The 25,391-nt window shown below is 61.1% G+C and carries 26 protein-coding genes; 14 read left to right on the top strand and 12 right to left on the bottom strand.

Annotated features, from left to right (window positions below; translation table 11 throughout):
- The first annotated feature begins 239 nt into the window (after positions 1-239).
- On the top strand, positions 240-1,829 hold the full coding sequence (locus ISS99_RS20175; RefSeq protein ID WP_204633397.1) for a M4 family metallopeptidase: 1,590 nt from the start codon (positions 240-242) through the stop codon (positions 1,827-1,829).
- A 104-nt stretch (positions 1,830-1,933) separates the two neighbouring features.
- Here the strand turns inward: ISS99_RS20175 and ISS99_RS20170 are convergent, their stop codons facing one another.
- A complete protein-coding gene (locus tag ISS99_RS20170) occupies positions 1,934-2,338 on the bottom strand; it encodes a hypothetical protein (protein ID WP_204633396.1) in 405 nt (134 codons plus the stop codon).
- On the opposite strand from ISS99_RS20170, the gene ISS99_RS20165 reads away from it, so the two are divergent.
- Positions 2,248-3,366: a carbohydrate porin gene (locus ISS99_RS20165; protein ID WP_338081597.1), complete on the top strand. Its 1,119-nt coding sequence runs from the start codon at positions 2,248-2,250 to the stop codon at positions 3,364-3,366. The two genes, ISS99_RS20170 and ISS99_RS20165, sit on opposite strands and share 91 nt — an antisense overlap.
- Positions 3,367-3,379: 13 nt before the next feature.
- Here the strand turns inward: ISS99_RS20165 and ISS99_RS20160 are convergent, their stop codons facing one another.
- Together ISS99_RS20160 and ISS99_RS20155 are read right to left on the bottom strand one after the other, a co-directional pair.
- The gene (locus ISS99_RS20160) at positions 3,380-3,799 is read right to left on the bottom strand and encodes a DoxX family protein (RefSeq protein WP_239538225.1); all 420 of its coding nucleotides are present in this window, start codon (positions 3,797-3,799) and stop codon (positions 3,380-3,382) included.
- A 400-nt stretch (positions 3,800-4,199) separates the two neighbouring features.
- The gene (locus ISS99_RS20155) at positions 4,200-6,266 is read right to left on the bottom strand and encodes a putative bifunctional diguanylate cyclase/phosphodiesterase (protein ID WP_204633394.1); all 2,067 of its coding nucleotides are present in this window, start codon (positions 6,264-6,266) and stop codon (positions 4,200-4,202) included.
- 624 nt (positions 6,267-6,890) lie between these two features.
- Here ISS99_RS20155 and ISS99_RS20150 point away from each other — a divergent pair.
- A complete protein-coding gene (locus tag ISS99_RS20150; RefSeq protein WP_204633393.1) occupies positions 6,891-7,349 on the top strand; it encodes a hypothetical protein in 459 nt (152 codons plus the stop codon).
- 13 nt (positions 7,350-7,362) lie between these two features.
- On the opposite strand, the gene ISS99_RS20145 is transcribed toward ISS99_RS20150, so the two are convergent.
- Together ISS99_RS20145 and ISS99_RS20140 are read right to left on the bottom strand one after the other, a co-directional pair.
- Entirely contained in the window at positions 7,363-7,575 is a 213-nt protein-coding gene (locus ISS99_RS20145; protein WP_204633392.1) for a DUF3820 family protein, read from the bottom strand.
- Between the two features lie 189 nt (positions 7,576-7,764).
- Positions 7,765-10,008, bottom strand: coding sequence for a prolyl oligopeptidase family serine peptidase (locus ISS99_RS20140; RefSeq protein WP_204633391.1), 2,244 nt, complete (start codon positions 10,006-10,008; stop codon positions 7,765-7,767).
- A gap of 260 nt (positions 10,009-10,268) precedes the next feature.
- On the opposite strand from ISS99_RS20140, the gene ISS99_RS20135 reads away from it, so the two are divergent.
- The 8 genes from ISS99_RS20135 (at position 10,269) to ISS99_RS20100 (ending at position 18,220) form a co-directional block, all read left to right on the top strand.
- Entirely contained in the window at positions 10,269-10,811 is a 543-nt protein-coding gene (locus ISS99_RS20135; protein ID WP_204633390.1) for a hypothetical protein, read from the top strand.
- Positions 10,812-10,958: 147 nt separating this feature from the next.
- Complete coding sequence (thpR, locus tag ISS99_RS20130) at positions 10,959-11,534, top strand: RNA 2',3'-cyclic phosphodiesterase (RefSeq protein ID WP_204633389.1); 576 nt, start codon at positions 10,959-10,961, stop codon at positions 11,532-11,534.
- Positions 11,535-11,703: 169 nt separating this feature from the next.
- Positions 11,704-12,237: a hypothetical protein gene (locus ISS99_RS20125; RefSeq protein WP_204633388.1), complete on the top strand. Its 534-nt coding sequence runs from the start codon at positions 11,704-11,706 to the stop codon at positions 12,235-12,237.
- Positions 12,238-12,364: 127 nt separating this feature from the next.
- A complete protein-coding gene (locus tag ISS99_RS20120) occupies positions 12,365-12,883 on the top strand; it encodes a DUF1190 domain-containing protein (RefSeq protein WP_204633387.1) in 519 nt (172 codons plus the stop codon).
- Between the two features lie 21 nt (positions 12,884-12,904).
- Entirely contained in the window at positions 12,905-14,068 is a 1,164-nt protein-coding gene (locus tag ISS99_RS20115; protein WP_204633386.1) for a glutathionylspermidine synthase family protein, read from the top strand.
- A 716-nt stretch (positions 14,069-14,784) separates the two neighbouring features.
- The gene (locus tag ISS99_RS20110; protein WP_239538223.1) at positions 14,785-15,717 is read left to right on the top strand and encodes a hypothetical protein; all 933 of its coding nucleotides are present in this window, start codon (positions 14,785-14,787) and stop codon (positions 15,715-15,717) included.
- Positions 15,718-16,332: 615 nt separating this feature from the next.
- Positions 16,333-17,598 carry a sensor domain-containing diguanylate cyclase gene (locus ISS99_RS20105; RefSeq protein WP_204633384.1) on the top strand — a complete coding sequence of 422 codons (1,266 nt, stop codon included), beginning with the start codon at positions 16,333-16,335 and terminating at the stop codon, positions 17,596-17,598.
- A gap of 55 nt (positions 17,599-17,653) precedes the next feature.
- The gene (locus ISS99_RS20100) at positions 17,654-18,220 is read left to right on the top strand and encodes a dihydrofolate reductase family protein (protein WP_204633383.1); all 567 of its coding nucleotides are present in this window, start codon (positions 17,654-17,656) and stop codon (positions 18,218-18,220) included.
- 15 nt (positions 18,221-18,235) lie between these two features.
- Here ISS99_RS20100 and ISS99_RS20095 read toward each other — a convergent pair whose 3' ends face one another.
- The 5 genes from ISS99_RS20095 to ISS99_RS20075 all read right to left on the bottom strand — a co-directional run bounded on the left by ISS99_RS20095 (position 18,236) and on the right by ISS99_RS20075 (position 21,411).
- Positions 18,236-18,505: a GIY-YIG nuclease family protein gene (locus ISS99_RS20095; protein WP_204633382.1), complete on the bottom strand. Its 270-nt coding sequence runs from the start codon at positions 18,503-18,505 to the stop codon at positions 18,236-18,238.
- A gap of 20 nt (positions 18,506-18,525) precedes the next feature.
- Positions 18,526-19,917, bottom strand: coding sequence for a C40 family peptidase (locus ISS99_RS20090; protein ID WP_204633381.1), 1,392 nt, complete (start codon positions 19,915-19,917; stop codon positions 18,526-18,528).
- A 51-nt stretch (positions 19,918-19,968) separates the two neighbouring features.
- Entirely contained in the window at positions 19,969-20,121 is a 153-nt protein-coding gene (locus tag ISS99_RS20085; protein ID WP_204633379.1) for a hypothetical protein, read from the bottom strand.
- Positions 20,122-20,339: 218 nt separating this feature from the next.
- A complete protein-coding gene (locus ISS99_RS20080) occupies positions 20,340-20,606 on the bottom strand; it encodes a cupin domain-containing protein (protein ID WP_204633378.1) in 267 nt (88 codons plus the stop codon).
- Positions 20,607-20,811: 205 nt separating this feature from the next.
- Entirely contained in the window at positions 20,812-21,411 is a 600-nt protein-coding gene (locus ISS99_RS20075) for a TetR/AcrR family transcriptional regulator (protein WP_204633376.1), read from the bottom strand.
- A gap of 119 nt (positions 21,412-21,530) precedes the next feature.
- Here ISS99_RS20075 and ISS99_RS20070 point away from each other — a divergent pair, with 119 nt between their 5' ends.
- From ISS99_RS20070 to ISS99_RS20060, 3 genes are all read left to right on the top strand, one after another.
- Positions 21,531-21,968 carry a hypothetical protein gene (locus tag ISS99_RS20070; protein WP_204633375.1) on the top strand — a complete coding sequence of 146 codons (438 nt, stop codon included), beginning with the start codon at positions 21,531-21,533 and terminating at the stop codon, positions 21,966-21,968.
- Between the two features lie 232 nt (positions 21,969-22,200).
- Positions 22,201-23,439 carry a hypothetical protein gene (locus ISS99_RS20065; RefSeq protein WP_204633373.1) on the top strand — a complete coding sequence of 413 codons (1,239 nt, stop codon included), beginning with the start codon at positions 22,201-22,203 and terminating at the stop codon, positions 23,437-23,439.
- A 33-nt stretch (positions 23,440-23,472) separates the two neighbouring features.
- Entirely contained in the window at positions 23,473-23,817 is a 345-nt protein-coding gene (locus ISS99_RS20060; RefSeq protein ID WP_204633371.1) for a hypothetical protein, read from the top strand.
- A gap of 8 nt (positions 23,818-23,825) precedes the next feature.
- Here the strand turns inward: ISS99_RS20060 and ISS99_RS20055 are convergent, their stop codons facing one another.
- Together ISS99_RS20055 and ISS99_RS20050 are read right to left on the bottom strand one after the other, a co-directional pair.
- On the bottom strand, positions 23,826-24,488 hold the full coding sequence (locus ISS99_RS20055; RefSeq protein WP_284343673.1) for a restriction endonuclease: 663 nt from the start codon (positions 24,486-24,488) through the stop codon (positions 23,826-23,828).
- Positions 24,489-24,900: 412 nt separating this feature from the next.
- Positions 24,901-25,308: a type II 3-dehydroquinate dehydratase gene (locus ISS99_RS20050; RefSeq protein WP_239538469.1), complete on the bottom strand. Its 408-nt coding sequence runs from the start codon at positions 25,306-25,308 to the stop codon at positions 24,901-24,903.
- Between the last annotated feature and the right edge of the window lie 83 nt (positions 25,309-25,391).

Below are 25,391 nucleotides of genomic sequence, written 5' to 3'. Positions count from 1 at the left end.
GGGAAAGGGGCTGATTGCTGGGTGAATGCCTCTATTGGTTGTAGTCCTTCATGACGAACGATGTCCGGTGATGGATGGCAGTCATCAGGAAAAATGCCGGTTGGGAGCATCTGCATTGACTTACTTATGCCTTGAATGTGCCTCTCTACGATGGGAGTCGTTGCAGGGAATGGCAACGCCAGTCCGGTCGCGCGAGCTTGCGCAGGGTTTTGCTCTACACGTTAGCGCCGGGGATCGCCATGGGCTGGTTCTTTCTACGCGGCATGCGTTGCGCCGGCAGGGAACCGGCGGATGTCCGCGCCTTTCTTAAAGGAGCTTCACCTATGAAACTCAAGTCCACCGTGTTTTTTTCCGCCATGGCAGGCCTGTTTGCCAGTAGCTGTGCTTATGCCGCTCACGAGCAATCCGTTGATGTGACGCAATTGCCTGCCATCTCGGCCAACTCCATCTCGGCATCGTTCGGCCTGTCGGCGCAGAACGCGTTACAGGAGGTCTCGTCGCTGCCGGTGAAGAATGGCGAGAGTTTGGTCCGTATGCGCCAAACCTATCGCGGCGTACCCGTGTATGGGCAGGTCGTTACTGTGATCAAAGACGGCCAGGGGCGCGCACTGCGTGCATCGGGCAGGGTGCTGCAGGGCATCGATGCCGATTTGCCTTCGGTCAAGCCTCGCTTGAGCGAGCAGCAGGCCATGGCGCGCTGGAAAGCTAGCCATCCCGATGTTGCAAAGGCCAGCCTCGAACAGTCGAAACTGTATGTGTATTTCAACACTGATGGGCGCGCTCAATGGATGTATCACCTTTCCTATTATGTCGGCGGCAAGCAGCCACACCGTCCTACTGCCTTGGTGGATGCCGACCATGGCACCGTCATTCGCGAGTGGGATGGTTTGACCCGCGATAACGCTTCGGCGGTCGGTCCTGGGGGCAACGAAAAGGCTGGGTTTTATCAATATGGCGTCGATCGCCCGGCCATGGTGGTGACGCAAAGCGGCAGCACCTGCCAAATGTACAACTCGGCCGTAGCGACTTTCGACATGCATCAGCAAGACGATGTAACGAAAGCGGTGTTGTGGAATTTCACCTGTCCTACCAGCCAGGGCGACGCCATCAACGGCGCGGCCTCGCCGATTAACGATGCCCACTACTTCGCCACCGTGGTTTACAACATGTATGCCGAGTGGTTTCAGACCCCACCACTTGCCGATCGCATGAATCTGTTGGTGCATTATCTGGATGGCTTCGAGGGTGCGCATTGGGCCGGCGGCAATATGTACTTTGGTGACGGTGGGGCCAATTTGTATCCGGTGGTGGCGCTGGACGTTACGTCGCACGAGGTCAGCCACGGGTTTACCGAGCAGCGCTCGGGACTGGAGTATGAAAACCAGTCCGGCGGCATGAACGAAGCCTTCTCGGATATGGCGGGCGAAGCGGCCAAGTTCTACGACCGTGGCGACAACGATTTTGTCGTGGGCTGGGATGTGGTCAAGCGCGGCTCTGTATATGGCGACGCTTTCCGTTACATGTGTACGCCAAACCGCGATGGTTACTCTATCGAACACGCGAAAGACTATGTCGAAGGCATGGATCCGCACTACAGCAGCGGGGTCTATAACAAAGCGTTCTGTTTGCTGGCGACTTCGCCAGGTTGGAATACGCGCAAGGCATTCGAGGTGTTTACCTATGCCAACGCCGCGTATTGGGGCCCCACCGAAACATTCGATTCCGGTGCTTGCGGCGTTGAAAATGCCGCGACACTCTACGGCTACAACCGCAAGGATGTGATCGACGCGTTCGATGAAGTGGGCGTTACCTGCTCCAGCGGTTCTTGAAGCAGCGGGGCCGGGAAATACCCGGCCCCTTTTCGTCGCGGCAGAGGTTTAAATTACTGAACGATCTATGCCATCTGGCACTGTATATCTCGCTCGGGTGAGCATTAACTTGGCAGACAACGGTAAGTCCCTTCACGACAACTTCCCCACTTTTGCATCGGCTGAACAGGCGGATGCGAAAGGTCGTTATGCCAATCAAAAATTATCGCCCTGCGTTCATGCTTGTCGCAGGCTTGGTGCTTGCGTCCTCGTTTTTCGGCGATGACGCGTGGGCCAGTCTGATCATTCCTGCGGATACGGCCGAAGCAAACTTCACGGCCGATATTCCTGCGTGCCATCGATACGACGGCTTGCAGCCGCAGGGCACGACCAATCCAGCCATCAGCACCTGCGAAACCATGTCGCCGGGCATGGGCAAATTGCGCCAGGACCTGGCCGATCACGGCTGGCTGATCCAGGGTGGTCTTTCGTTTGGCGGAACCTTCGGCCTGTTCAATCACCAGGCCCATCCCCAGCTCTATATCGGGCAGGACCCTACTTATCGCGCGAATGCGATTGTCACGGCGACGTACGATCTGACACGGATAGGTTTTGCAGGTGCTTCGCAGTTGGTCATGAACGCGAATGTGCAGTTTTTTCCTATGCAGGGGAAAATCCCACCGGTTTCGCCATCAATAGCCTGTATGTCAGCCAGCGTTTCAACGACGGGCGCGTGCAGCTGCAATACGGTTTCGAGGAACTTGGCAACCAGTTCTACGGGTTTTCTCTGGGCACCAATTCGACCACGTCGCCGGCCGGTGTCGGCAGTTCCATTCCGTATGAAGTCGGCTTCATCTTCAACAAGACGGCGCCCGAGATCAATCTGCGGCTGGCGTCGCCCGACAAGCATTTTTACGAGCGCTTCGGCGTGACGCGCAGCGTGGACCCTGACGGCCCGCAGGCGGATTGGGATAGCAATAATTTTCTTGGCTTGAAGTGGCACATTCCAGGTGCGAAAGGACTCTTCATCAACGAGGTGGGATATCAGACCGATGCCGCCCCGCAGCAGGACATGACGTGGCTGCGCCAGGGCGTGATGTACAACCAGAGCCATTTTCCCGATTTTCACGGAGGCTACGCCGACAGCAACTATGCCTACTATCTGGTGGGCGACCGTCAATTGCTGCAAACCGACAGCACGCAACCGTTTCGCGGGCTGTACATCAACGCCAAGGCCGACTATGCGCCGCCCGACCGCAATGTCTACGCAGGCGATGCGGGTCTCACGCTTTATTTACTGGGCCCGCTTGATCGGTCTTATGACGTGGTCGCGCTGGGTTATACCTTCGACCGGTTGAGTCGCTCGTTCCAGCACGTGCAGCAGGCAAACGGGATCACGGCGACGGACTTCAGCCGCAACTATGCGCTGTCTTATGTCTATCGGGTGTCGCGCGGCATTTATCTGTCCAATCAGCTCAGCTACACGGTCAACCCCATTCCCACGCCAAAGCAGGCACCGGCTTTGACGTGGATGAGTACGTTGTCGTTTTCCTATTGAGCGAAAGGGCAGGCTAGCGCTTGTCGAGGGAATATTTTCCCGGGCCGGTTATGCACAGCAGCAGCAGGCCGCCGGTAATGCTGAAATTCTTGTAGAAGTTGATCATCACGTCGATGCGTGCCAGCGGATTGTCGGTGACCAGCCAGTAGCGGTGCCCGATCAAGGCGGTGACCAGCGTGTAGATTGCAAGCAGCAAGGCCAGCGGGCGCGTGTAATAGCCCAGCACGATGGCGATACCCACGGCGAATTCCATGACCAGCGCGATGAGCGCGGCAAAAGTGGGCAAGGGCAGGCCTACGGATTCCATGTAGGAAGCGGTGCCCGAAAAGTTGATGAATTTGTCCCAGCCGAAGAGCACGAACAGGATCATCAATAGGATGCGGGCGATCAGCAGCACTTCGTCTTTGCGGCTTTGGAACAGGGTATATCGCATGGTCATTCTCCTTCGACGAGTACGCTATTAGCCAACTCGCGTCCGGTTTTTTCCCTGTCGACGACTCCGCACCGGGCGCGTCGTCGGGTGTAACTATGAACCTAGTGCGATGGCTTTCCAAGAGGCACGTGTTCGCCTTTGCGCGGCGCAACACGTGTGTTTCGCGAGCTTCACAGAATGTAGCCGCCATCGATGCGGAACGTTTAGAAAATGGTGTGGGCCGGTCCGTCGCCCGATGCGAGTGGACGCCCGAGCGCCTCTCGGACCAACGGCACGTGGTTGGGGGAGGGCCGGAGCGCGGCATGGATCTGCGCAAAAGCCAGGCATCTCCCATCCCCATTTGCCCGGGGCAGGCCGTTGCTCTTGCGGAGCACGGCAAGGGGTGATCGGTTGTGGCGGCTCAAGACGCCAGCTGTTCTTCCAGCAAGGCGCCAAACGCGGAGGCCGTCAGCGGCTTGCCGAGCAAATAGCCCTGCATCTGGTCGCACTCCATGATTTGCAGCTCGGTCAGCTGCGACTGGGTCTCCACGCCTTCGGCCACCACTTCCATGTTCAGCGAATGGGCGAGGGCGATGATGGCCGAGACGATTGCCCGGCTTTCATTGCCTTGCGCGTCCAGGCCGCTGGTAAAAAAGCGATCGATTTTCAGTTGCTTGGCGCGGAAGCGTTCCAGATACGCGAGGCTGGAATAGCCGGTGCCGAAGTCGTCGATGGCGATTTCGAAACCGGCCCGCTGGAAGGCCTGGATCATCTCCACGGTCTTCTGCGCATCGTGCATGGCCACCGCTTCGGTGATCTCGAAAATGATCTGGTCGCAACGCACGTGCTCGGCGCGCACGATATCGATCATGGTGTCGACGAGGTCCGGCTGCGCGATCTGGCGCGGCGAAAGGTTCACCGCCACTTTCATGGACGACAGGCCCATCGTTTGCCAATGCCGGATCTGCCGGCAGGTTTCGCGCACTACCCATTGCCCGATCTGCACGATCTGGCCCGAACGTTCGGCGGTGGGGATGAATTCCGACGGCATCAGCAGGCCGAGTTCCGGATGATGTAGCCGGATCAGCGCCTCGGCGCCCACCAGCTCGTTGGTGGTGCCGCGGAACTTGGGCTGGAAGCGCAGCGAAAAATAACCTTCGTCGAAGGCGGCACGCATGGCGTTCTGGATCTGCAGCGTGCGCATCGCCGCGGCGTTCATGCTGGCCTCGAAGAAACGCCACGTCGCCCGGCCGGCACGCTTGGCTTCATACATCGCCGCATCGGCGTTTTTCAGCAGGGTGTCGGCCGTTTCGCCGTCGCGTGGAAACAACGCGATGCCCACGCTCGGCACCGCCTGAATGGATTGCCCGTCGTGCCAATGTCCGCGTTCCATGCGGTCGATGACGTCTTGCGCCACGTCTTGCGCGTCGTCCGGCGATTCGAGGTTTTCCATCAGCACGACGAATTCGTCGCCGCCGAGCCGGGCGACGGTATCGCCGTCGCGCACGCATTGCAGCAGTCGCCGCGCGAAGGCCTTCAGGACTTCATCGCCGGCGGAATGTCCGAGCGAGTCGTTGATGGTCTTGAAGCCGTCCAGATCCATGAACAGCACGGCGAAAGCCGTCTGCATGCGCTTTGCCGTACGCACGGCGGCATCAATGCGCTCGACCAGCGCCCAGCGGTTCGGCAGGTCGGTGAGCGCGTCGTGATTGGCCATGCGCACGATCTGGTCGTTGAGCTGGGTGACCGAGCCGGCCAGCAGCGCTGTCCTCACGTCAAAGCGGGAAAGGATCAGCGTGACGGTGAGGATGGCGAAGGTGAATAGCGAGATCGTCGTCGCCAGCCAGTGCGCATCCACCCCATGCGTGGCGCCGCATATCGATCCCGGCATGAAGTTGGCTGCCGCCATGCCGGTGTAGTGCATGCCGGTGATCGCAAGGCCCATCACCAGTGCGGCGCCCACACGCTTGGCGATGACGTTGTGCAGCCTCGCATCGCTCAGCATGCGCGCGATCCACAGCGCCGCTGTCGATGCCACGATGGCGACGACGATCGATGCCGCGAAAAGCAGCGGATCGTAATCAATGCCAGGTTCCATGCGCAGGGCCGCCATGCCGGTGTAATGCATGCCGGCAATGCCAAGGCCCATCAGCACCCCGCCCACTGCGATATCACGCAGTCCCAGCGTCGACCGGGTCACGACATAGAGCGCAAACCACGAAACGAAAATCGCGATCAGCAGCGAATAGCCGGTAATGGCCGGGTCGTAACCGAGCGGAATCGGCAGCGAGAACGCCAGCATGGCGACGAAGTGCATCGACCAGATGCCCACCCCCATGGCCGTTGCGCCTCCGGCCAGCCACGCGTGCCGGCCGGCCGAATGCTTCAGCAAGGAAATGCGGCTTGCCAGATCGAGCGCCGTGTAAGACGCAAACGTGGCCACCGCGAGCGACATCGCGACGAAGAAGGGGTTATAGGTGCTGTGCATGGGGGAATGCAGGGGCGGCTTTTAGCTCTGAGCGTGAGTTATCGGCGGATGTGGCCCGCACTAAAGGGGGCTGTTTGAGTCAGTTTGGTGCCCGGCAGGTCGTGAAACTGCCGCAATTTGGCATGGATGACATCCTGGCATTGATTGAGAAAGCGAGGCAGCCTGGGCGTGTCCCAGGCGTTTTTGTCGGATCAAACCGGCAAAAAAAACGGGGGCACGCCTCAAACGGCCGGGAATTTTTCCGAGCATTTCGCCGTCATGTCAGCGCAAGCTGATGTTCAGGCTGTCGAAGCGTCGGAACACGTCTGCGGCATCGTTGCAAGGATGATTCCAACTTTCCGGGGATTGACTGCAGAACCGGGTTCAGTATTTATCTCCAGGGAAAATCGGTGCCGCTGTTTCCGATTCGCAGTCGCGGCGGATGTTTGCAGCGCTGGCTGGCGCGTTGACGCTTTTCGTTTTTCTCATCTAGATTGGCGACCCAGCAGGGCTTCGGAACGCTGAAGCAGCCTCATTTGGAAAATCATTCGGAACAGACTTCGGCTTCGTGCAAGCCGCCCAAGGACGAGGAGTGCAGATATGCCACGGTTATCCGCAACGGTCGGCGTATTTGTGTGCTGGCTTTTGTTCACCGTCGCGCTCGCCGCGTCTTGCAGCGCTCTGGCGCAAAACGCAGCACCGACTGGCGCATTCGCCAAAACCCGATGGGTCGTGGCAGACGGTTATTGCCCGGTGGGATGCGCGGCGCTGGTCAGCGATTTCATCAAGGCACAGGTAGGGACGGCGGTGACGCTGTCGAACAACCAGTTCAGCGCTCCGTTTCTGGACCCGTGCAGCGGAACCGTCCACTTTCAGTATGCGACCCTGGAAACTCGTCAGCTTGCTTCGGAACTGAGCCAGGGCTTGAGCGGAAAGAAGCAGTTCACGGCGGAAAACATGCGCCTGGCAAGCCCCAGGGTTTTAACCGCGCTGGCTTTGTGCAACAGCGATGGGAGCGATTCCACCATGGCTCGCATTCTCAGCATCGAGCCGGACAGAATTCGCGTCTTGTTTGAAGGCTGGTCGATCATCGAACTTCGTTGAGCGGCCACGCGGCTCAACGCTTTCGCAGCGGATCGAGCAAGGGCCTTAGCCCGTTGTGGTCGAGTTCGAGCATCAGCGCCAGCAAGTTTCCCAGGTCGCCGCGCGGAAAGCCCTTGCGGGCGAACCAGGCGAGGTAGCCACCGGGCAGGTCCGCGATCAGGCGGCCCTGGTATTTGCCGTAGGGCATGGTGACGGTGACCAGCCGCTGCAGATCTTCGGGTTTCACGTTGCAAGGTTCGTAGAGCGAATCGGAACGGATCAGCGTACAGCGTTTGCCGCACCTGACAACACGCTTGGTACTGCGGCCCCTCCCCAAGTGCAGGAGGAGGGGCCGGACATTTACGCCATTGATGCGTCACGCCAGGCACTTCCGTGCGCGGCATGGACTTGAAATGCCATTCCTCCGTTCAACCCGTCATGGCGCAGGCGCCGGCAATTGCGCGTCCAGAAAAGCGTAGATATCGGCGTATTCGGCCGCCTCCGCACCGAGCGAGCGCTGGATGCCGTGGCCTGCGTTGGCATCGGTGCGAATCCAGATCGGCCTGCCACTGGTAGTGGCCGTGCGCAGGCGCGCCGCGAACTTGCCGGTTTCCCAGGGTGCTACGCGGCTGTCGTTGAGGCCGACGTCGAGCATCACCGCCGGATAGGCCACGTGCGAGCGAATCTGCTGGTACGGATCCATCGCCAGCACCGAGGGGAAATCGCTGGCCTTGCGCGGATCGCCCAATTCGCCGAACTGATTGGCGCCGTTGGGTTCTTCGGCCATGCGAACCGGATTGAGCATGCCGACCATGATGATGGCAGCGCCAAATTTCTCCGGGTGCTGCACCACCGCGCCGCCGGCCAGCAGGCCGCCTGCGCTGCCGGCGATCAGTGCCGTGCGCTCCGGACGGCTGTAGCCCAGTTCGCTTAATCGCGCCACGCCGGCAACGAGGTCTTCCACGCCTTTGTGTTTGTTCGGTCCTTTGCCCGCCAGATGCCAGGCTTCGCCTTTTTCACCGCCGCCGCGAACGTGCGCAAAGGCAAAAACGTTGCCTTGTTTGACCCATTCCAGGCGGACCGGCTTGAACGAAGTGATGACGGACATGCCATAGCTGCCGTAGCCGTAGATGATGGCGCGATGGGAGCCGTCCAGCTTGATGTCTTTGCGATGCACGATCGTCAGCGGCACGTGCGTGCCATCCGCGCTGATCAGCTCGGTCTCGGTCGCTTCGACCATGCTGTAGTCGGCGGGACTGGCTTCGTCCTGGCCGAGGCTGTGCATGGCGCTCGTGGCAGGATCGTAGCGCCAGGATTTCGGCGGCGTCGTCCAGCCGCGCAATTCGAGCAGAAACCCGTCCTGGGTGTCGTTGGTGCGAAATAGCGAGGCGGCGCCGACCAGCGGCATCGGTATCGTTTCCACCTTGCCGCTGCGGTAATCGATGCGGCGCACGCCATCGATGCCGTCTTTAGAAATTTTTACGTACAAAGCATCGCGTGCCGGAGCAACCATCTGCGTATCGCCAATGCTGGCGTCGATGATTTTTTCGTCGTCCTGCATTGGCAGGATGGAGTGCGCATCTTTGAGTGACGCATCCGGGCGTGAAAGATCCAGCGCGAGCAATTCGCCGTTGGAGCGCCGTTTCGCGGAAACCAGATAAAGCGTATCGCCGTGAATGGCGGCGGCGACCACCTCGTCGCCTACGTTGGCGATACAGCGCCACGTCGCGCCAGGCTTTACGGCCTGCTCCTGGGTGGTTACGCAATAACGCTGCTCGGTCGCCGCGCTTTGATCCATGCCCAAGGCCCAGCGCGAACCGGTGGGAAACTGGATATCGGGAAAGTGATTGGACGCAATCGCAAACGACGCATTCGTGCCTTGCCCGTTGCCGGCACGCAGCAGGTACGCATCCTGCGCGGCGGGCGTGCCCATCCAGTGCATGCGCAAGCGCATATCCTGGATGGGGTCGTCGCCGGTGCGCTGGTCGGATGGTGCCATCTGGGTATAGGCGAAACCCTTGCCGTCAGGCAGCCACTCGGCGCCGAACTCGCCCCACACCGGCTCGACCACGTCGCCCGTGGGCTTGCCGGTTTTTACGTCGAGCACTTCCAGGCGGGTGACTTCGGTGCCGCCGTGATCGATATCCACCGCCACCTTGCTGCCGTCGGGCGAGGGTGAGAACAGGGTGATCGAAGCATGGCCGCCGTGGTCAGTAAGCGTCGCCGGATCGAGCAGCACGCGCTCGGCGCCGTTCGCCTCGCGGATCATCAGGGTGCCGTTGCCGCCGGAGCCCTGGCGAATGAAGAACAACCTGCCATCGACGTACTGCTGGGCGCGATGAATGACGGTGCTGGTACTGATTTTCTGCAAGGCGTCTTGCCAGGATTTCAGCGTGGGCAAGGCATCGAGCTTTTGGCGGGTGTATGCGCCCTGGGCGACGAGCCATTGCTGGAACTCGGTATTGTGCGCGCCCTCCATCCAGCGGTAGGGATCGGGCAGGGCCGTGCCGAAGAGATGGTCGACGACGTCCACCGTGCGCGCCGTTGGCGGCTGGTCGGTCTGTGCTGCGAAGGCGGGAAGCGCAGCGATCAGTGTGCTGACGGCCGTGCAGAGCATGCTGTTGCGGATCGCTGTAAAACGCCGTGGGCGCACAGCGAACCCGGTTGCCTTACCCACCATGGGGACGTTCCTTTGCGTCGGGAAAGCAACACCGTCTCACGATCGAAGTTGACCAGAACAGTGCTGGAAGCCCTTGTGCAGCCTTCACGCACTCGTCACGGGCAACGTGGACGCCGTGGGAAAATGCAGCGGGCCGGCCATGGTCGCGCGCGGATTTGCAACGATTGCCAGGTGGGGTTAGGCGCGGCCAAACCGTCTTGGTACGGGGAAGCCATCGGGGCCGGTCTTCGGCGCTCGTGGAAATCAGGGGGTTGTTTCTCGTGGATGCTCACGTTGTTGAATTGACGGTCCATCGCGCCTACGTGCCGTGGGCCGACCGCATGCGGAATTACCGGGTGGTGGTCGATGGCAAGGAAGTCGCGCAGGTTGCCAATGGTGCCAGTGTCACGGTGCAGGTAAGCGAAGGCGAGCACGTGGTGTGGCTGAAAATCGATTGGTGCCGTTCCCCGCAGCTGAAATTTCGCGCCGTGCCAGGACAACCCCTGGCAGTGGATTGCGGTGCGAATGCCGAGCCGTTGCTGGCATTGCTCTATATCAGCTTTCTACGCCATCGCTATATTTGGTTGAGCGAGGGCAAGGCGGGCAAGCGCATGGCCAACGGCCCTCTGCCGCCGGTGCAAAGCTTGCGTACGGCGGGCATCCTGGTGGGTATCTATCTCGCCTGTGCCATGCTGATGGTGCTTCTGGGGCACTTCAATCACCGCGGCAATCAGTGGCTGCTTTATGTGCCCGCAGCGCTTTGTGCGGTCAGCGGGTTCATACGCCTGTGGGGGATGCGCAAGCGGTTCGGCCCAGGGTCCTGAGCGAGGTGTGCGTGCAATGGCACGGCTCGATAATCGGCCGTGCAGGCAGGGTGTTGCCCGATCGCGATCCACGGCACACGTGGCATTTGCCGGTTTGCGCCGAGGGGCGGAAAATAGTTCGCCGTCAAAAAAAGCAGGTGACTCATCATGTCTCAGGGATCATTGCCGGGCTTCGATCTGGCCATTCCCACCGATCGCCTGTTTCTGGCGGTTTTTCCCGATACGCAGCACGCGGCACAGTTGCACGCCCTTGCCACGAAGTACCTGGCCGGCCGGCGGATCGGCGGCGACGCGGTGTTGCCGGAGCGCTTGCACGTCACACTGTTCCACCTGGGCGACTACACCGAGCTTCCGCCCGGATTGATCGAGCAGTCAGTGCAGGCGTTGTCTCGCACGGTTGCCGAGCCTTTCACCATTCGCTTCGATCAGGCCGGCAGCTTCAACAGCCGTCAGTCCCGGGGCGCGTTCGTGTTCACCGGCAGTGGCGGCAATGAAGTGCTGCACGCGCTGCACGCGCAGTTGGCGCTTCATCTGCGCAGCGCGGCCCTCGCGGAACATGCGCGTGCCTCCTTCACGCCGCATCTGACCATGGCCTACAACAAGCCCGCGGTGCCGTTCGAGCCCATCGAGCCGGTGACGTGGCCGGTGCACGAGGTGGTGCTGATCCATAGCCTGCTCGGCAAGACGCGACATATCCGTCTGGCTGGCAAGAAGCTTGGTTGATGGTCGGACGTCTGAAGGCCAACTTACCTGTAGGACTATTTTGAATAATGCAAATTCCGAGCGGATTCGACTTGACGTAAGTGCTGTCTGATAGAGGGTGTGGCGGCAGAGGGCTAGCTTTGCGCTCCCTTTTCGGTTCTCTTCAGGCATGTCAATCAAAAGAAAGCGAATGCTCTCCGTCGTGGCGGTGGTTTTGTCCAGTGCCGCGCAGGCGCAGACCTCCGATTCGGCCTTGCAGGCTAACCAGCTGTTTACCGGCTCGCACTTCAGCAGCCCATTCTCCGGGCTCTATGTAGGAGCCAAGGCAGGCGCCAACGTTTCCGACGCTACCGGAAGGCTTCGGCAGCCATCGCATACTTCGTTCTTTCCCGGCGTCACGGTAGGTTTCGGATTCGACGCCGGCCCGATCATGCTGGGCGGCGAAGCCTTCGCGGATTTTCACCACGGCTCCACCACCCGCAAGGATGCCGGCTTCGATGGGAAGCTGGGTGTGCCGATCGATGGGCGCTACATGCCCTATTTGCGTATCGGTGCCACCTCGCAATGGCCCGATTCGCGCCTGCATTATGGTTTTGGCGTGGAATACAAGGCACTTCGCAGCTTCGGCGTGGCGGCGGAATGGACGGCAGACAAGTCGAATGCGAATGGCATCCGCCGGCACAACAACAGCTTCACCCTGGGCGTGCACTATTACTTTCAATAGCGCCCGAAGATTTTCCCGGCAGGTAAGGGGCGCTCCCACGGGGCGCCTCTTTTTTTATGTGCCCGCGCCCGATTGCGTAGGTTCCGGCCACTGTTTATGCTCTCCCGAATACCTGTCGGGGGATGGTATGAAACGATCAAGGACGGCGTCGCTGGTGGTCATGGGGTTGACTCCGCTGTTTATCAGCGCCTGCGACGATACGCAAAAGAGCCAGCAGGAATTCGTGTCGGTGGATGCCTGTACGCAGGCCGGCGTACCGGTCGCCAGCTGCCAGGAAGCCTACAACCGTGCAGTGCAAGAAGCGCCCGGCGACGAGATGCACTACGCCAACGAATCGGATTGTTGGGCCACCTACGAACAGAACACCTGCGTCGAGAGCCAGGACGCCCGTGGCAATAGCTATTGGAGTGCGGGCATGGCGGCCTTTTTGATCGCGCGCGTCGTGCATGGCGGCGTTACCTCGTACTACCCGGCGGGGCCGGTTTTTCGCAAGCGCGATCTGAGCGACTATTCGCCGCACTACGGCAGTGTCTATGCCGGTGGCGGTTCGGGCTGGCGCACGGTGTCTTCGGGTGAAGTGGCCGGTGAGGGCGATACGGTGAGCCGCGGCGGTTTCGGCGGCGACGGCGAGGGCGGGCACAGTTGAGCATCGAGCGTTGACTCAAACGTGAAGCGCATGGTTGTTGCACCGCGACCCGATTGGCAGGCTACGGCCGAGCGCTACGGTTTCCTGTTCCATACCATCGACGGCGCACCCTATTGGGATGAGTCGGCTTACTACGCCTTCACGCTGGAACAGATCGAGCGTGATATCGAAGCGCCGACCGACGAATTGCACTCGCTTGCGCTGTCGCTGATGGATGACATCGTTAACAACGAAGCACTGTTGACGCGCCTGGCCATTCCCGAACCTTACTGGGACTGGATCGCCGAATCGTGGAAGCGTCGCCAGCCGCATCTGTATGGCCGGATGGATCTGGTCTATGACGGCACCGGGCCGGCCAAGCTGTACGAGCTCAATTACGATACGCCCACCTCCGTGTATGAGGCAGCGTTCTTTCAATGGATATGGCTGGAAGAGCAGCAACGTCGCGGCGTGCTGCCGAAGGCCGCCGACCAGTTCAACCAGTTACAAGAGCTGTTGATACTCGCTTTTGCCACGCTTGCGAAACACGTTCGCCGGCCGTTTTACTTTGCCGCAGTGCGCAACAGTGCCGAAGACCAGGGTACCGTCGCCTACCTGCGCGACTGCGCCATACAAGCAGGCCTGGATGGCGAGATCATCGCGCTGGAAGATATCGGCCTGTCCAGCAAGGGTACGTTTACGGATCTGCAAAACAAGGTGATCGGCGCGCTGTTCAAGCTTTATCCGCTGGAAAACCTGTTTGTCGAACCGTACGGGCCTCATCTGCCCAGGTCCGGACTTCAGTTGATTGAGCCGCCTTGGAAAGCGGTGCTCAGCAACAAGGGCATCATGCCTTTGCTGTGGCAGCGCTACGAAGGTCATCCCCATTTGCTTCCCGCATTTTTTGAAGATCGTGCCGCTGCGCCGTTGCCGGCAGGATGGGTGCGAAAGCCTCTGTTTTCGCGCGAGGGCGCCAACGTGCAAATGGCACTGCCTGGCGGCGAGTACATCGAATCGCCGGGGCGTTATACGCACTGCCCGACCATCCGTCAGGCATTTCATCCGTTGCCGCGTTTTGCCGGCGGTTATCCGCTGATCGGTAGCTGGGTGGTGGGCGACACGCCGGCCGGCATGGGTATTCGCGAAGATGCCACGCTCATCACGCGCGACACTTCCCGTTTCGTGCCGCACATAATTATTGACTGAGCACAGGTGACGTGATCTTCTTTGCAAGGCGCTTGGGGCTAGAGGTATGCGCAAAGTTTTGCGCACGTTTGGCGTCACGACTCGTACACGTGGCTAACTGCATTCTGACGTGAACCAGTCGAGCAAACCGGATCGCAGTGTCGGATAAATTTGGGGAGTGAGAGAGAAGGGGATGGGTTCCACGGCTGCTTGGGGGAGTTGCCTGGAACACCACAGCCACCCAGCCTGACCTGCCCGTTGCGTCAGTCACGATGCAATCGCGCGTATGGCACAGACGGTGGCTGCTGCGGGTTGCGGAGAGCGACCTGAGCACTTGAGGTAGCGCATGACTGCGGCGATATCGCAGGCCATGGCAGCGCCAGCAAGTAGCTGAAGCCCGATGGCGTTTACGCGCCTGGCGGCCGAAGCGATTACCAGACGGATCTGTTATCGCCGCGTTTTCTTCTTTCCAGGAGAGGAGAGAAGCTGACCGCAGGGGACACGTTGCAACGCTTTGCGTTGCCCGCGTGTGGGGAAGTGCTGTTGGAAGTAACTCGGCTTTCGGATTGTCCGAGGCCGCAACCTATCGCTTTTTGCACTTGGGGAGAATTGCAATGCAAGCTAAGTTGAATTTTGTGTTCGTGGCTGGTCTTGTAAGCGCTGCTTTCGTTCCGGCTGTTTTCGCGGCGCCGTCCACGAACGTTTACGGATCGTCTTCAGTTCAACAGGTGGGTCCGATGGAAGCCGTGGCACGTGCCGCGTGGCGCGATGACATGGCCAAGATTGCCACGCCAGCGGAAGGTTGCTTCCACGCTTCTTATCCCAGCATCGTCTGGCAGCAGGTTTCGTGCCGCGCCCTGACCGCGACCCACGCGCATCCGCTGCCGCACTACTATCTGTTCGGCGCACCGCAGACCGCCGGCAACGGCAATGACTACACCATCAACACCGGTTCGGCGCTGATCAAGTCGGCCGTGGGTACCTTCCCGACGGTATCGGGCGTTACCTCCGAACAGAGCATTGGCGTTGCGGCATACGGCGACGGCGGCATCCTGGGTGCGAACGAGTACTCGGTGCAGCTCAATACGCAGTTCACCTCCACCACCTCGGCGTGCAAGAGCCATTCTGGTTGCACGGTGTGGCAGCAGTGGGTGTATGCGACGGACTACGAAGAAAATGGCGAAGGCGCCATCTTCATGCAGGACTGGCTGATCGGCTACGGCGGCAGCCGTTGCCCCAGCGGCTTCGGCAGCGACGGTTCGGGCGACTGCTACAAGAACAGCAACGCCGCGCTTCCGCCGGATATCTCGCCGGCCAGCCTGGCCAGCCTGAAACTGACCGCTACGGCCACCTCGGGCGGCAACGACACCGCCGTGGTGACGTATGACGGTGAGGCCTACAGCACCAGCCAGTCCGACAGCACCCTGTATATCTCCAAGGTGTGGAACACCGGCGAGTTCAACGTCGTCGGCAATGCCGGCGGTTCGGAAGCCGAGTTCAACAGCGGCACCACCATCGGTGTGAACCTGGCGGTGAGCGACGGCTCCACCGCTGCCCCGTCCTGCGTGGCCGACTCCGGTACCACCGGCGAGAGCAACAACCTGAACCTGGGCAGCTGCTCTGCCGCAGGTGGCTCGAACCCGTCGATCAGCTTCACCGAATCGAACTGAGCCAAGACTCTCGCCATTCGTGGCGATAAGACTGAAGGACCGGGAGGAGTGATTCTCCCGGTCTTTTTTTGCCGCAGATTTGTCCTTTCCGCCGCATTGGCGGGTAAAGAAATGTAAAGCGTTGCGCAGATCGAACAGGCGCACTGGCCTGTTCGTTACCCCGCAGGGCTCCCATGCAAAACCGGGAGGCATCGAATTGCCTTCAACGGTCGCGATTTCCTTCATTTGCCGGGTCGTGGCATTGCCTTTGCTAGAAAAACCAGGAGTCGGCGATCAGGTGGCTGATAAAAGCCGCCGCACGGCGCCGTGTCATTCAGCCTTAAAGATATTGGTGGAGCTGCCGATGTGCTTGCAGCGAATTCGTGATGGTTTTGTGAATGCGAATCATGCTTGCCGGCGCTGCGACGCCATGCATGCATCGCATTAATGGTTTCACGACATATAAAACGATGTACCTACAACCAAAGCCGCTGTGCAGCCAGGAAAGGCGGATGGCCTGCCAGCGTAGTTCCGGAAGGGGCCGCCCGTTGCCGGACAGGGATGTTGCGTAAAAATTTACGTCAACCAGTTGCGAGCAGCCCGTGGCGGGCTGCACGGCGTGCGCGGCCCGAGTGAATGTCCTGGAAAGAACTCCCTGATCTGCTAGCCGTTGGATTGCTGATCTACGCGTTCATTTCGGTGGCGCGTCCGAGCGGCGGCCTGATGACGCGCCTGTGGTTGGCAGGATGGATATGCGTGGAGTTTCACTTCGCTGCGTACTCCTTCCTCGACGTGCCGGGTACCGGCGGCGTCATCGCGGACATCGCCGGCACCGCTTCGCTGGTCTGGTGCGCGCAGCTCTTTTGTTGGTCGATGGATCCCCAGCCGAAACAATGGGGAGCCGTTGCGCTGTTCTGGGCTGTTTCGTTCGTCTATACGCTTTATATCGGGCTGACCTCGCTGGAGACGATTCCATCGCAGCCGATCATGCAGGCGGCCGCGAGCCTCTTTGCGCTGGTGCCGCTGGCCATTGTCGCGGCCACGCCGCGCGCGCATCGGCCAGCCAGCCGGTGGATCATGGTGGTGGTGAATATCGCCTTGGCCGCAACCTTGATGCGTTGGCAGTTCTCCAAGCACGGCCCCGATCTGATGGGCGTGCTGCCTTTGTTCGCCACCTATTTCATCTGCTGCCTGCAATTTGCGGTATCCAACCAGCGCAGGACGGGCGGATTCGTGGTGACGGTATTGGGCCTGCTGGCCTGGTCGCTGGTATTTCCGGTGGGCATGGTGTTCGACATCTATATGCCGAAGGTCGAGGTAGGGGCGGAAGTGTGGAACCTGCCCAAGTACCTGGTGGCCGTGGGCATGATCCTGCTGCTGCTGGAGACCCAGCTCAAACGCAACCAGCACCTGGCACATCACGATGTACTGACCGGCTTGCCGAACCGGCGCCTGTTCCAGGACCGCATCAGCGGGGCGATGGAGCGCGCGCGGCAACGCCATGGACGCACGGCCGTGCTGGCGATCGACCTGGACGGTTTCAAAGAGGTCAACGACACCCTGGGACACCATGCCGGCGACGAAATGCTGCAGCAGGTTGCCCGTCTGTTCGAGGCGTCCCTGCGGCGCGTGGATACCCTGGCGCGCACCGGTGGCGACGAATTCTCGGTGATTCTGGAAGGCCCCATTACGCGCAAGCAGGCGGCCGAAGTGGCCGGCATGCTCAAGGAACTGCTGCAGGAGCCTCTGCCGGTGGCAGGGCGCAGCATGCAGATCGGTGCAAGCATCGGCCTGGCGATGTTCCCGGACGACGCGCAGACGCCGGACAAGCTGTCCATCCTCGCTGACGAACGCATGTACGCGGCCAAGCGCAATGGCGGCTGTCAGGTGCAGGCCGGCTGAAAACGCGGTTTTCGATCGGCGTAAGCTGGCGCCTCGACCAAACGAGGGGCTGGCGATGAAAGCATCCGTCTTTGTAGGAGTCAGCGTGGATGGTTTCATGGCGCGCCTGGACGGTGCACTCGATTTTCTTCCGGCCGACGGCGGCGAGCCGCACGGCTATGAGGAGTTCATGGCCGGCGTGGACGCGCTGGTCATCGGCCGCAACACCTATGAGACGGTGCTTGGATTCGAGACCTGGCCGTACGCTGAAAAGCCGGTCTTCGTGCTCAGTTCGCACGCGCTGGCCAAGGCGCCGGACGGCGCGCGAATGGAGCAGATGTCGGGACCGCCGGCGCAGATCGCCGCGGCGCTTGCCGCACGCGGCATCGGGCACGTTTATGTGGATGGCGGCATCACCATTCAGGGGTTTTTGCGCGCGGGGTTGATCCAGCGGCTGATCGTTACGCGCGTTCCGGTGTTGATCGGCACCGGAATTCCGCTGTTCGGCGCGACTTCGCGCGATATCGTGCTGAGGCACGTGCTCACGCGCTCGTATGCCAGCGGATTGGTGCAGAGCGAGTACGCGATCGTTGCAGCGGGAGGCGACCCCGGCGGGGCGAGCCATGGCGAACCATCGCCATAGGCCCTTCGGTCGACGTCAGGCGTCGTTTTGCAGATAGTCGATTTTCTTGTGCTTGGGCAGTTGCTTGATTTCCCATTCGGCGCGCGACGCCTGTGCCCGATTGGGGTAGCGGCGCGCGCCGATCAATCGCAAAGGCGGGTGCGAGCGGGTGTAGCGCGCACCGCGCCCTTCCACGTGAGCCTGATAGCGGTTGTCGAGATTATTGGTGACTCCCGCATAGAACGAACCGTCGCGGCACTCGATCAGATACAGGTACCACGGCTTGTCGTTGGCGGTTTCGCTCATGCCGGCGATGGTAGCTCTTGTCAGCGTATGTGCACGATGCTGGTGATGGCGTCGACGTACGAAAGCTTGTCGCTGACCAGCAGCGGCAACAGCGGGGTTACCGACACTTCGTTGGTCTTGGTCCAGCGCAGTTTGCCGCTGGCGTCGTGAAACACCAGGCCGCCGACATCTTGGATCACATACGGTTGGCCATCGACCCGGCCCAGGAACATCATCACGTGGCCGGGAATGTAGATCAGGTCGCCGGTTTGCGCCTGGGCGATGGCCTGCATGCGCGTGGCGTGATTGTCGGCGGCAGTGAATACGCGATGGTGCAAGGCCGGGCTGATGCTTTGGTCGCCGGTATTACGCGGCATCTGCACACCCATGCTGCGGTAGACATCGGAAACGAAACCGCTGCAATCGCGGCCGTTGTACAGGTGTCCCCAGCCATAGCGCTCGCCGAGGAACTTGAATGCCTGGCGCACGATATTGGCCTGGGTCAGCGGCAGATAGTCTTGCGAGCTGTCGAGCGTTCGCTGCAGCAGGGCCGGCTGGAAGCGCAGCGAGCCGTCGTCGGCACGAACCGGCAGCTTCAGCGTCCACGCTTCATAGGGGCCTTGGCCGTTCACCGGTTGATCCGGCGGCAGGTTGTCCAGCGGAATGCGCAAGCCCATGTCCAGTTGCAGCTCCGATACGGCAGGCGCCTCGGGGGTATAGACCGTGCGCACCTTGTCGCCGGTGATCACGCGAGAGGGTGTTTGTGCTGCATAAGCCAGCACTTCGTCGCGGCTGCCTACGGCGATGGCGGAACGCTCCACCCACGCGGCATAGCGTGGACTGACCACGAAGAACCACTGGCCATCGAGGCTGGTGTGCACGATCGCCACCGGATCACCGGGAAAAAGCGTGCTTTCCTGGAAGCGCTCGAAATCTTGCAGCCCTTTGCCGGGAAAGGCGCGCAGGCTGGTCGGGAAATTGCGCAGCGATACGCGGTGAACCACCAGCCCGTAGCGCGCCTGCGACACGGCGGGAACCTGGTCCAGCGCAATGCCGGCAACGACGGCATCGATGGTCGAGCGCGGAATCGGCTGATCGTGTTCGTCGTAAAGCGGTTTGTCGTCGAGCTTGGAAACGTGCTCGATCCACCCCTGGATTTGCGCACGCGTGAGCGCGGGGCCGATCTTGGCGAGGTCATACGTGCTGGTATCGGTCTTGAACAATTGCGCGTTCTGCGCATCGATCTGTGCCTTGCTCAGAATCACCTGGTTTGGCGACGAGAGCTTCGCTACCCAGTAATCGGGTGACAGCATGGCTTCCTGGATACCGATCACGCCTGAAGCGGGAAGGGTGGTGGGAGCGGTCTGGGCGATAACCGTGGAGCAGGCGAGTACCGTAACCACACCGCTGGCCAGGCGTGAAACGAATGTCATGAGAGTCCTTCGATGAAACGTTGCGAGGAAGCTGTGGCGGATCGTCGTTGCTCAGCCGGCGGAATGAACCGCAGCGGCAGTCGCGTGAGCCGCGGCGAGATGTGCGGCGTGCTGCGGAGCGGTCAGCATGGAGCCGACGGTCATCACGCAGATCAGCAGGCAGGCGGCGAACAGGCTATGCAGCATCAGGGTCTCGAATTTCATGGTGGTTCTCCTTGAGTTGAATGATTGAAGCCTTCGATGGGTATGTGGCAAAGGCCGTGCCAAGCATTCAAATCGCTGGAAAACCGCATTGCAGAGCCATTTCTCAAATATCTGCATCTATCAGGGCGACTGTCCGCGGACGTCTCGGAAGTATTTCCGGACATCGCGCGGACAGCGGACAGCGCGTACGCCATCACGAAGCGTTCACGCGCGTGGCTTCAATCCGCGATGGTGTAAGGCTGATCGCTGTGTACGTTGGCGAAGATCAGGAAGCGCAGCACCTTGTGCGCGTCGGCGTTGCGAAAAACGGTGTGCGGCACGCCAGGAAGATCCTGGAAGGTCTCGCCTGCGCGATAAAGCTTCGGCGCATCCTTGCCATAGGCGGATTCGGCCGATCCTTCGAGCACGTAGTTGAGTCCCGCCACGGAATGGTGATGCGGCGGTGCCGACACGCCGGGCTGGTAGACGACCAGGATGACTTCCATCGTTTCGTCCGTGCCCGCAATGGGATGCCGTTCGAGCACGGTGCGGGTTATCGGTGCAACCGGTGCTGCTTGCAACGGAGTTGCGGCGATGAGGAGTGCGGCAATCGCTGTTGGAATGAGCCGATTGCAGCGAGGCGATGTGCGAAAACGTGGCAAGCGCATGACAGGTCCAGTGTGATGGCAGAGAAGACGAGTGTTGTCGCGATCATTTCGCTTTCGATGACGGCGCGGACGAAGTCATCGCCATCGCCTGCTTGCCGACCGCCTTGGCAATCCGTTCGGCCAGGACCGGGTCGGGCACGGCGCGCGCCAATGTCACGCCGCCGGAAAGCAGGGCGAGCAGGGCAATGGCTCTCTCGTCGCGCTCGTTGGCGGTGCGATGGCCCAGGCCCGAAGACACCTCATCGATGAGCCGCAGCAGTTCTTCTTCGTAAGCGTGGCGGGTATCCGGATCGGCCCGTGTCATCTCGGGAGAAAACGTAGGCAAGGCGCAGGCTTCGCCGATGTCGCAGGTGCGCTTGGCCCCCAGGTATACGTCGACGAAGGTCTTGAGCCAGCGCTTGCCGCCCTCCGCTTTCAAGCCGGCGATGGTAAGGCGGAATTCTTCGAGTCCTGCCAGCACCACGGTGCGAAAGGCTTCGCTCTTGGATTTGAAATGGCCGTAGAAGGCGCCGTTGGTGACGCCGGCTGCCTTGGTGAGGCCTTCGATGCCGGAGCCGCCGTAGCCTTCGCGACGGAAGACGCGGGCGGCGGCGTCCAGGATGCGCGTGCGGGTTTCTTGCTTGTGCTCGGTCGAATAGCGCATGCGAATGTCCATTAAAGAGTGATCACTCTCTTGTATAGAGAGTGATCGGTATGTATTGTATAGAGAGTGGCTGGTTTTTATAGCACGGCCGGCCACCCCGCCAACCTGAGGATTTCATCATGCCGATCACGCTAACCGTGCCCGAGGGCTTGTTGTCTGCCAAGGCTGAGGCCGAGGTGTTTGCCGAATTGACCCGTTCGTTGCTCGGGATTGCCCAGCTCAGCGGCAATCCCTTCATGACTCCCAATGTCGTCGGCAGCTTGCAGGTGCTGCCCAAGAACCACGTCTTTGCGGGCGGCAAGCCTGCGCCGGCCGCGTTTGTCGAACTGAAGCTGCCGGAGATTGCGCTGGCCCGGCCCGAAGACAAGCAGGCGTTTATCGAAGCGGCGACCGCCGCCGTGGAACGCGCCGCGGAGGGGCGCCTGCAACGCGATCACATCTGGACAAACATCGTTTATGTCGAGGAGGGATCGTGGGGCGCTGCCGGGTTGGCGTATGACAACGCCAGATTGATCGGCGCCATCCAGGCGGCGGCCGCGTCGCCGGCGAACGCCTGAGCAAGCGCTGGGTTGCATGGCGGCGGGCAATGCGAGGCATTGCCCGCCGGAATCGTTCGGCGCAAGCAGCGCGACGCGGGCGCGTGACGATGCGGTGAATTTGTCGGCCTCCGGCGAAATGATGCAGAATCGCGGCATCGTTCACGAGGGTAGGCGTATGCGAAGCGGATTCGCAGTTCGTGTTGCGGGCTCGCTGGCATGTCTGGTTTTGTTGACGGCCTGCGGAGAACGCGTGGTGAAGGAGCAGGCGGCCGCCTCGTTTGTCGATACGTCGCGCCAGGCCATCGCATCGACCCAGCAGTTCTACCAGGACCTGGTAAGCGCCAACGATGCCTACAACGATTTTCGTTGGGCGGTCGATGCGCAATGTCCGGTGCTTTCACCGGGCGAGCAGCGCACGGCGCCGGGCATCGACGACCCCACGGCACTTCCCTTGGCGATCGAGCAGTTGCCATCGGGCAGAGCGCGCGCGCTGCCTGCCGCTTGCCAGGCTTACGCAGCGCAGTCCTGCAGGCATGAATCGGCAGGAGCGCTACGCTGCCATCCCCTGGCCGGAACGGTCGCGGCAAACGGCTTTTTTTGCCCAAGCCAGGCGGCGCAGCGTTGCGCGGCGGCATTGACGATGCAGGATTGGAAGCGGGTATCTCCCTATACCGACAATCCGCTCAAGCCCGACTTCCAGTACATATCGCTGGCCAGCAGCGATTTTGCCGCGGACACCGAAAGCATCCGGATTCTTACCCGATACCTGGATTCGCTGGCTGCGCTGACCGGACACCCGGGGCAGGATGTTGCACCGGAGCTTGGCGAAGAGGCCAAGCGGTTGCAGACCTTGGGCGAGTCGCTCAAGTCCAAACCCAAGTCTGTAAAGGTCAAGGCGGCGGACGCGGACCACGACCAGGCATCCAGCGGGACGACTGGCGGCAGTGGCCTGGCCGCGCCGCTTTCTTCGCTGGCCGGCGGTATCCAGTCGGTGATTGCACAGGGCGGTTCGACGCCCGCGGTAACGAGGATGCTGAGTCAGCCGCAGTTGCAAAGCCAGGTCAGCGATGCGATCGGCCAGCTCGCCCGGGCCGTCGACGAAAAATTCTGCACGACGCAGCCCGTCGACGCCTTGCGCAGCGCTGCGGATATCAAGAACTACCTGAGCTTCGGCTACGGTCCCAACGACCTCGCCGCACGCGAAGCCCTGGTCAAACAGGCGGTGAGTTACCAGGCGCTGGTGGAATCCAATCTGGGCGCGTGCCGTCGTGTGCAGCAGGCCAATGCATCGGGGGATTATCGTCCGGCTTCGCCCGCGGCGACGTTGCTGATCGGCATCAAGCAGGCGAACGACGCATTGGTCAAGCAGATCGTCGATGGTCAACTCACCGATGCGCAGCAGAAAAAGGCCCGGCAGATCAGCCTGGATGAGTTCAAGGCAGCCGTGCAGGACGCAGTCGATCTGGCCACGGCACTGAAGGGCCTGTGATGGCTTGCATCACTACACGTGGGATGAGCGACGATGACTACGCGTGACACGACCGAAGGCCTCTCCGGCCTTTCCCATCAGGTTGGCGCTTGCACCACCGAGTGTACGAATGCTGCGGGCAGGGCGGTCGATACGCATCTGCAAACGCGACTGGCCAGTCTCGCCGGGCAGGTGGATGCGATGGCGTTGCGTATCGACGCTTACGCGCATGCCGGCAAATCCACGGCTTCTTCGACGGTCGTGGCCTTGACGCAACAGGCCGTGGCGGCCGCCGCCGCGATGCGCAATGCGCAAGGCGATGACGGCATCTACCAGGCGATGCCGTTGATGCAACAGCTGTTCGGTGCGCTGGAACAGGCCTTTCCCGCGCTTTCGTAGCAGTGGTTCTACAAGGTCCTGGCCGATGCCGGGGCGCGTATGTCGCGCAGCATCGAAAGCAAGGTATTGCCGTTGATCAATTCGATCGGCTTGCCGTGGACGAATCGCTGCGCATCATCGGTATAGCTGCCGATGGCGATGATCTTCACTACGTCCGCGTGGTGATGAACCAGCAAGCCGTACATCTCCCGCACCCATTTCACATCTACCAGCTTGGTGCGCCATTGCCGGCATTGCACCAGGGTCATCATGCCGTCCTTGTGCAGGATCAGGTCGACGCCGCCATCGCCGTCGCTGAGGCCGATCTCGCGCACGCTGTAGCCCTGGCGGCGGAAAGCTTCGCTGACCAGCATTTCGAATTCGCGCCAGTCCATCGTGCTCAAGACGCCCACGCCGCTTTGCATACCGCGCAGGTGGCGCCGCCGCCGCTCGTCCAGGAAGGAAATCAACGCAGCCAGCCAGCAGGCGCCCAGCAGCAGCCAGGCGATGGGTGCATACGTGCTATCGGCGAGCGTGCCGTCCAGGGTCTGACCAACCGAACCGCCGAACGTCGCCACGCACCAGCCCACGCCGTAGCGCACGGCCACGTAACTGGTTACGCCGAGCACGATGCCTGCAGGCCATGGCAGCCCGGAGACCATCTGGATGCCGCTGTCTTTGCGCCTTGCCACCGCTCCCCCTGAGCGCCAGATCGCACGGATGGCCGGGGCCGTCGCGCGAGGGTTGTCTCGACGTAGTGTCTTCAACCAGAGGTAAGCAGGAAGCGCGCCAATGAGTGATTGAGGACTGGCCGGCCGCGGTGCTCGAACCGGTCCCCGGAAGTGCCTGTTTTCCAACGCATCGACCCGGATGCAAACGAGGCGTGGCGAGTCAATGACGATTTGTGCGACTGACTCGCCGCGTCACCTGACGCATTGGGGAAGGGCACGAGCAGTTGTGTTGCTTACGCGGAAGTGACGATCGAAGCGAGAAGTTCGATGAAACGAATTTTGTCAACGCCTCTTCCACGGATGTGAGTGCTGCGTGATGAAAGGACGAGCGAGCACGTGTTGCGGTTGTGGCGGGCTGCGGATACCGAAAAAACTAGAGCGCAGCGTTGAGCCGCCGCAGGGCGATGCCCAGCGCAATGCGATAGCTCGCCACCGTATCGCCGTTGATCACCACGGTTGCCAACGGTGCCTGGTGTGCCTGCTCCAGCGCGGCATCGCAATCGTCCTGCACTTCGATATAAGGCATGTCCAGCGCATCGAGCGCGTCACTCAGTCCGGACTCGGGATGAGCATGGGCTTGCTCTGCCAGCTTGCCGGGGGCCAGCAGCATGAATTCGGTGGACTGCGGTTTTGCCGTGCGAATGCGTGCCACGAATTCGCGCATGCCGTTGCAGGTACATACCTCCACCGTGCGTCCTGCCGACAAGGCGAGCTGCTTCAGGTGGCCAAGCAAATCCTGGCTGAGGGAGCGGGCCGTGGCGTGTGGCCCTTGGATGATCATGATGGTCACGGTAGCGATGCTCGTCGGGCTGCCTCGGAGTGACGCATGGTCGCGTCGGGCGGGGTAAAAGAGCTATGCGCACG

Origin of the sequence: Dyella mobilis, from assembly GCF_016904945.1 — a bacterium.
Taxonomy (GTDB): Bacteria; Pseudomonadota; Gammaproteobacteria; order Xanthomonadales; family Rhodanobacteraceae; genus Dyella_B; species Dyella_B mobilis.
Note: the sequence above shows the minus strand (reverse complement) of the source record. Positions and strands in the feature narration are given on the sequence as shown.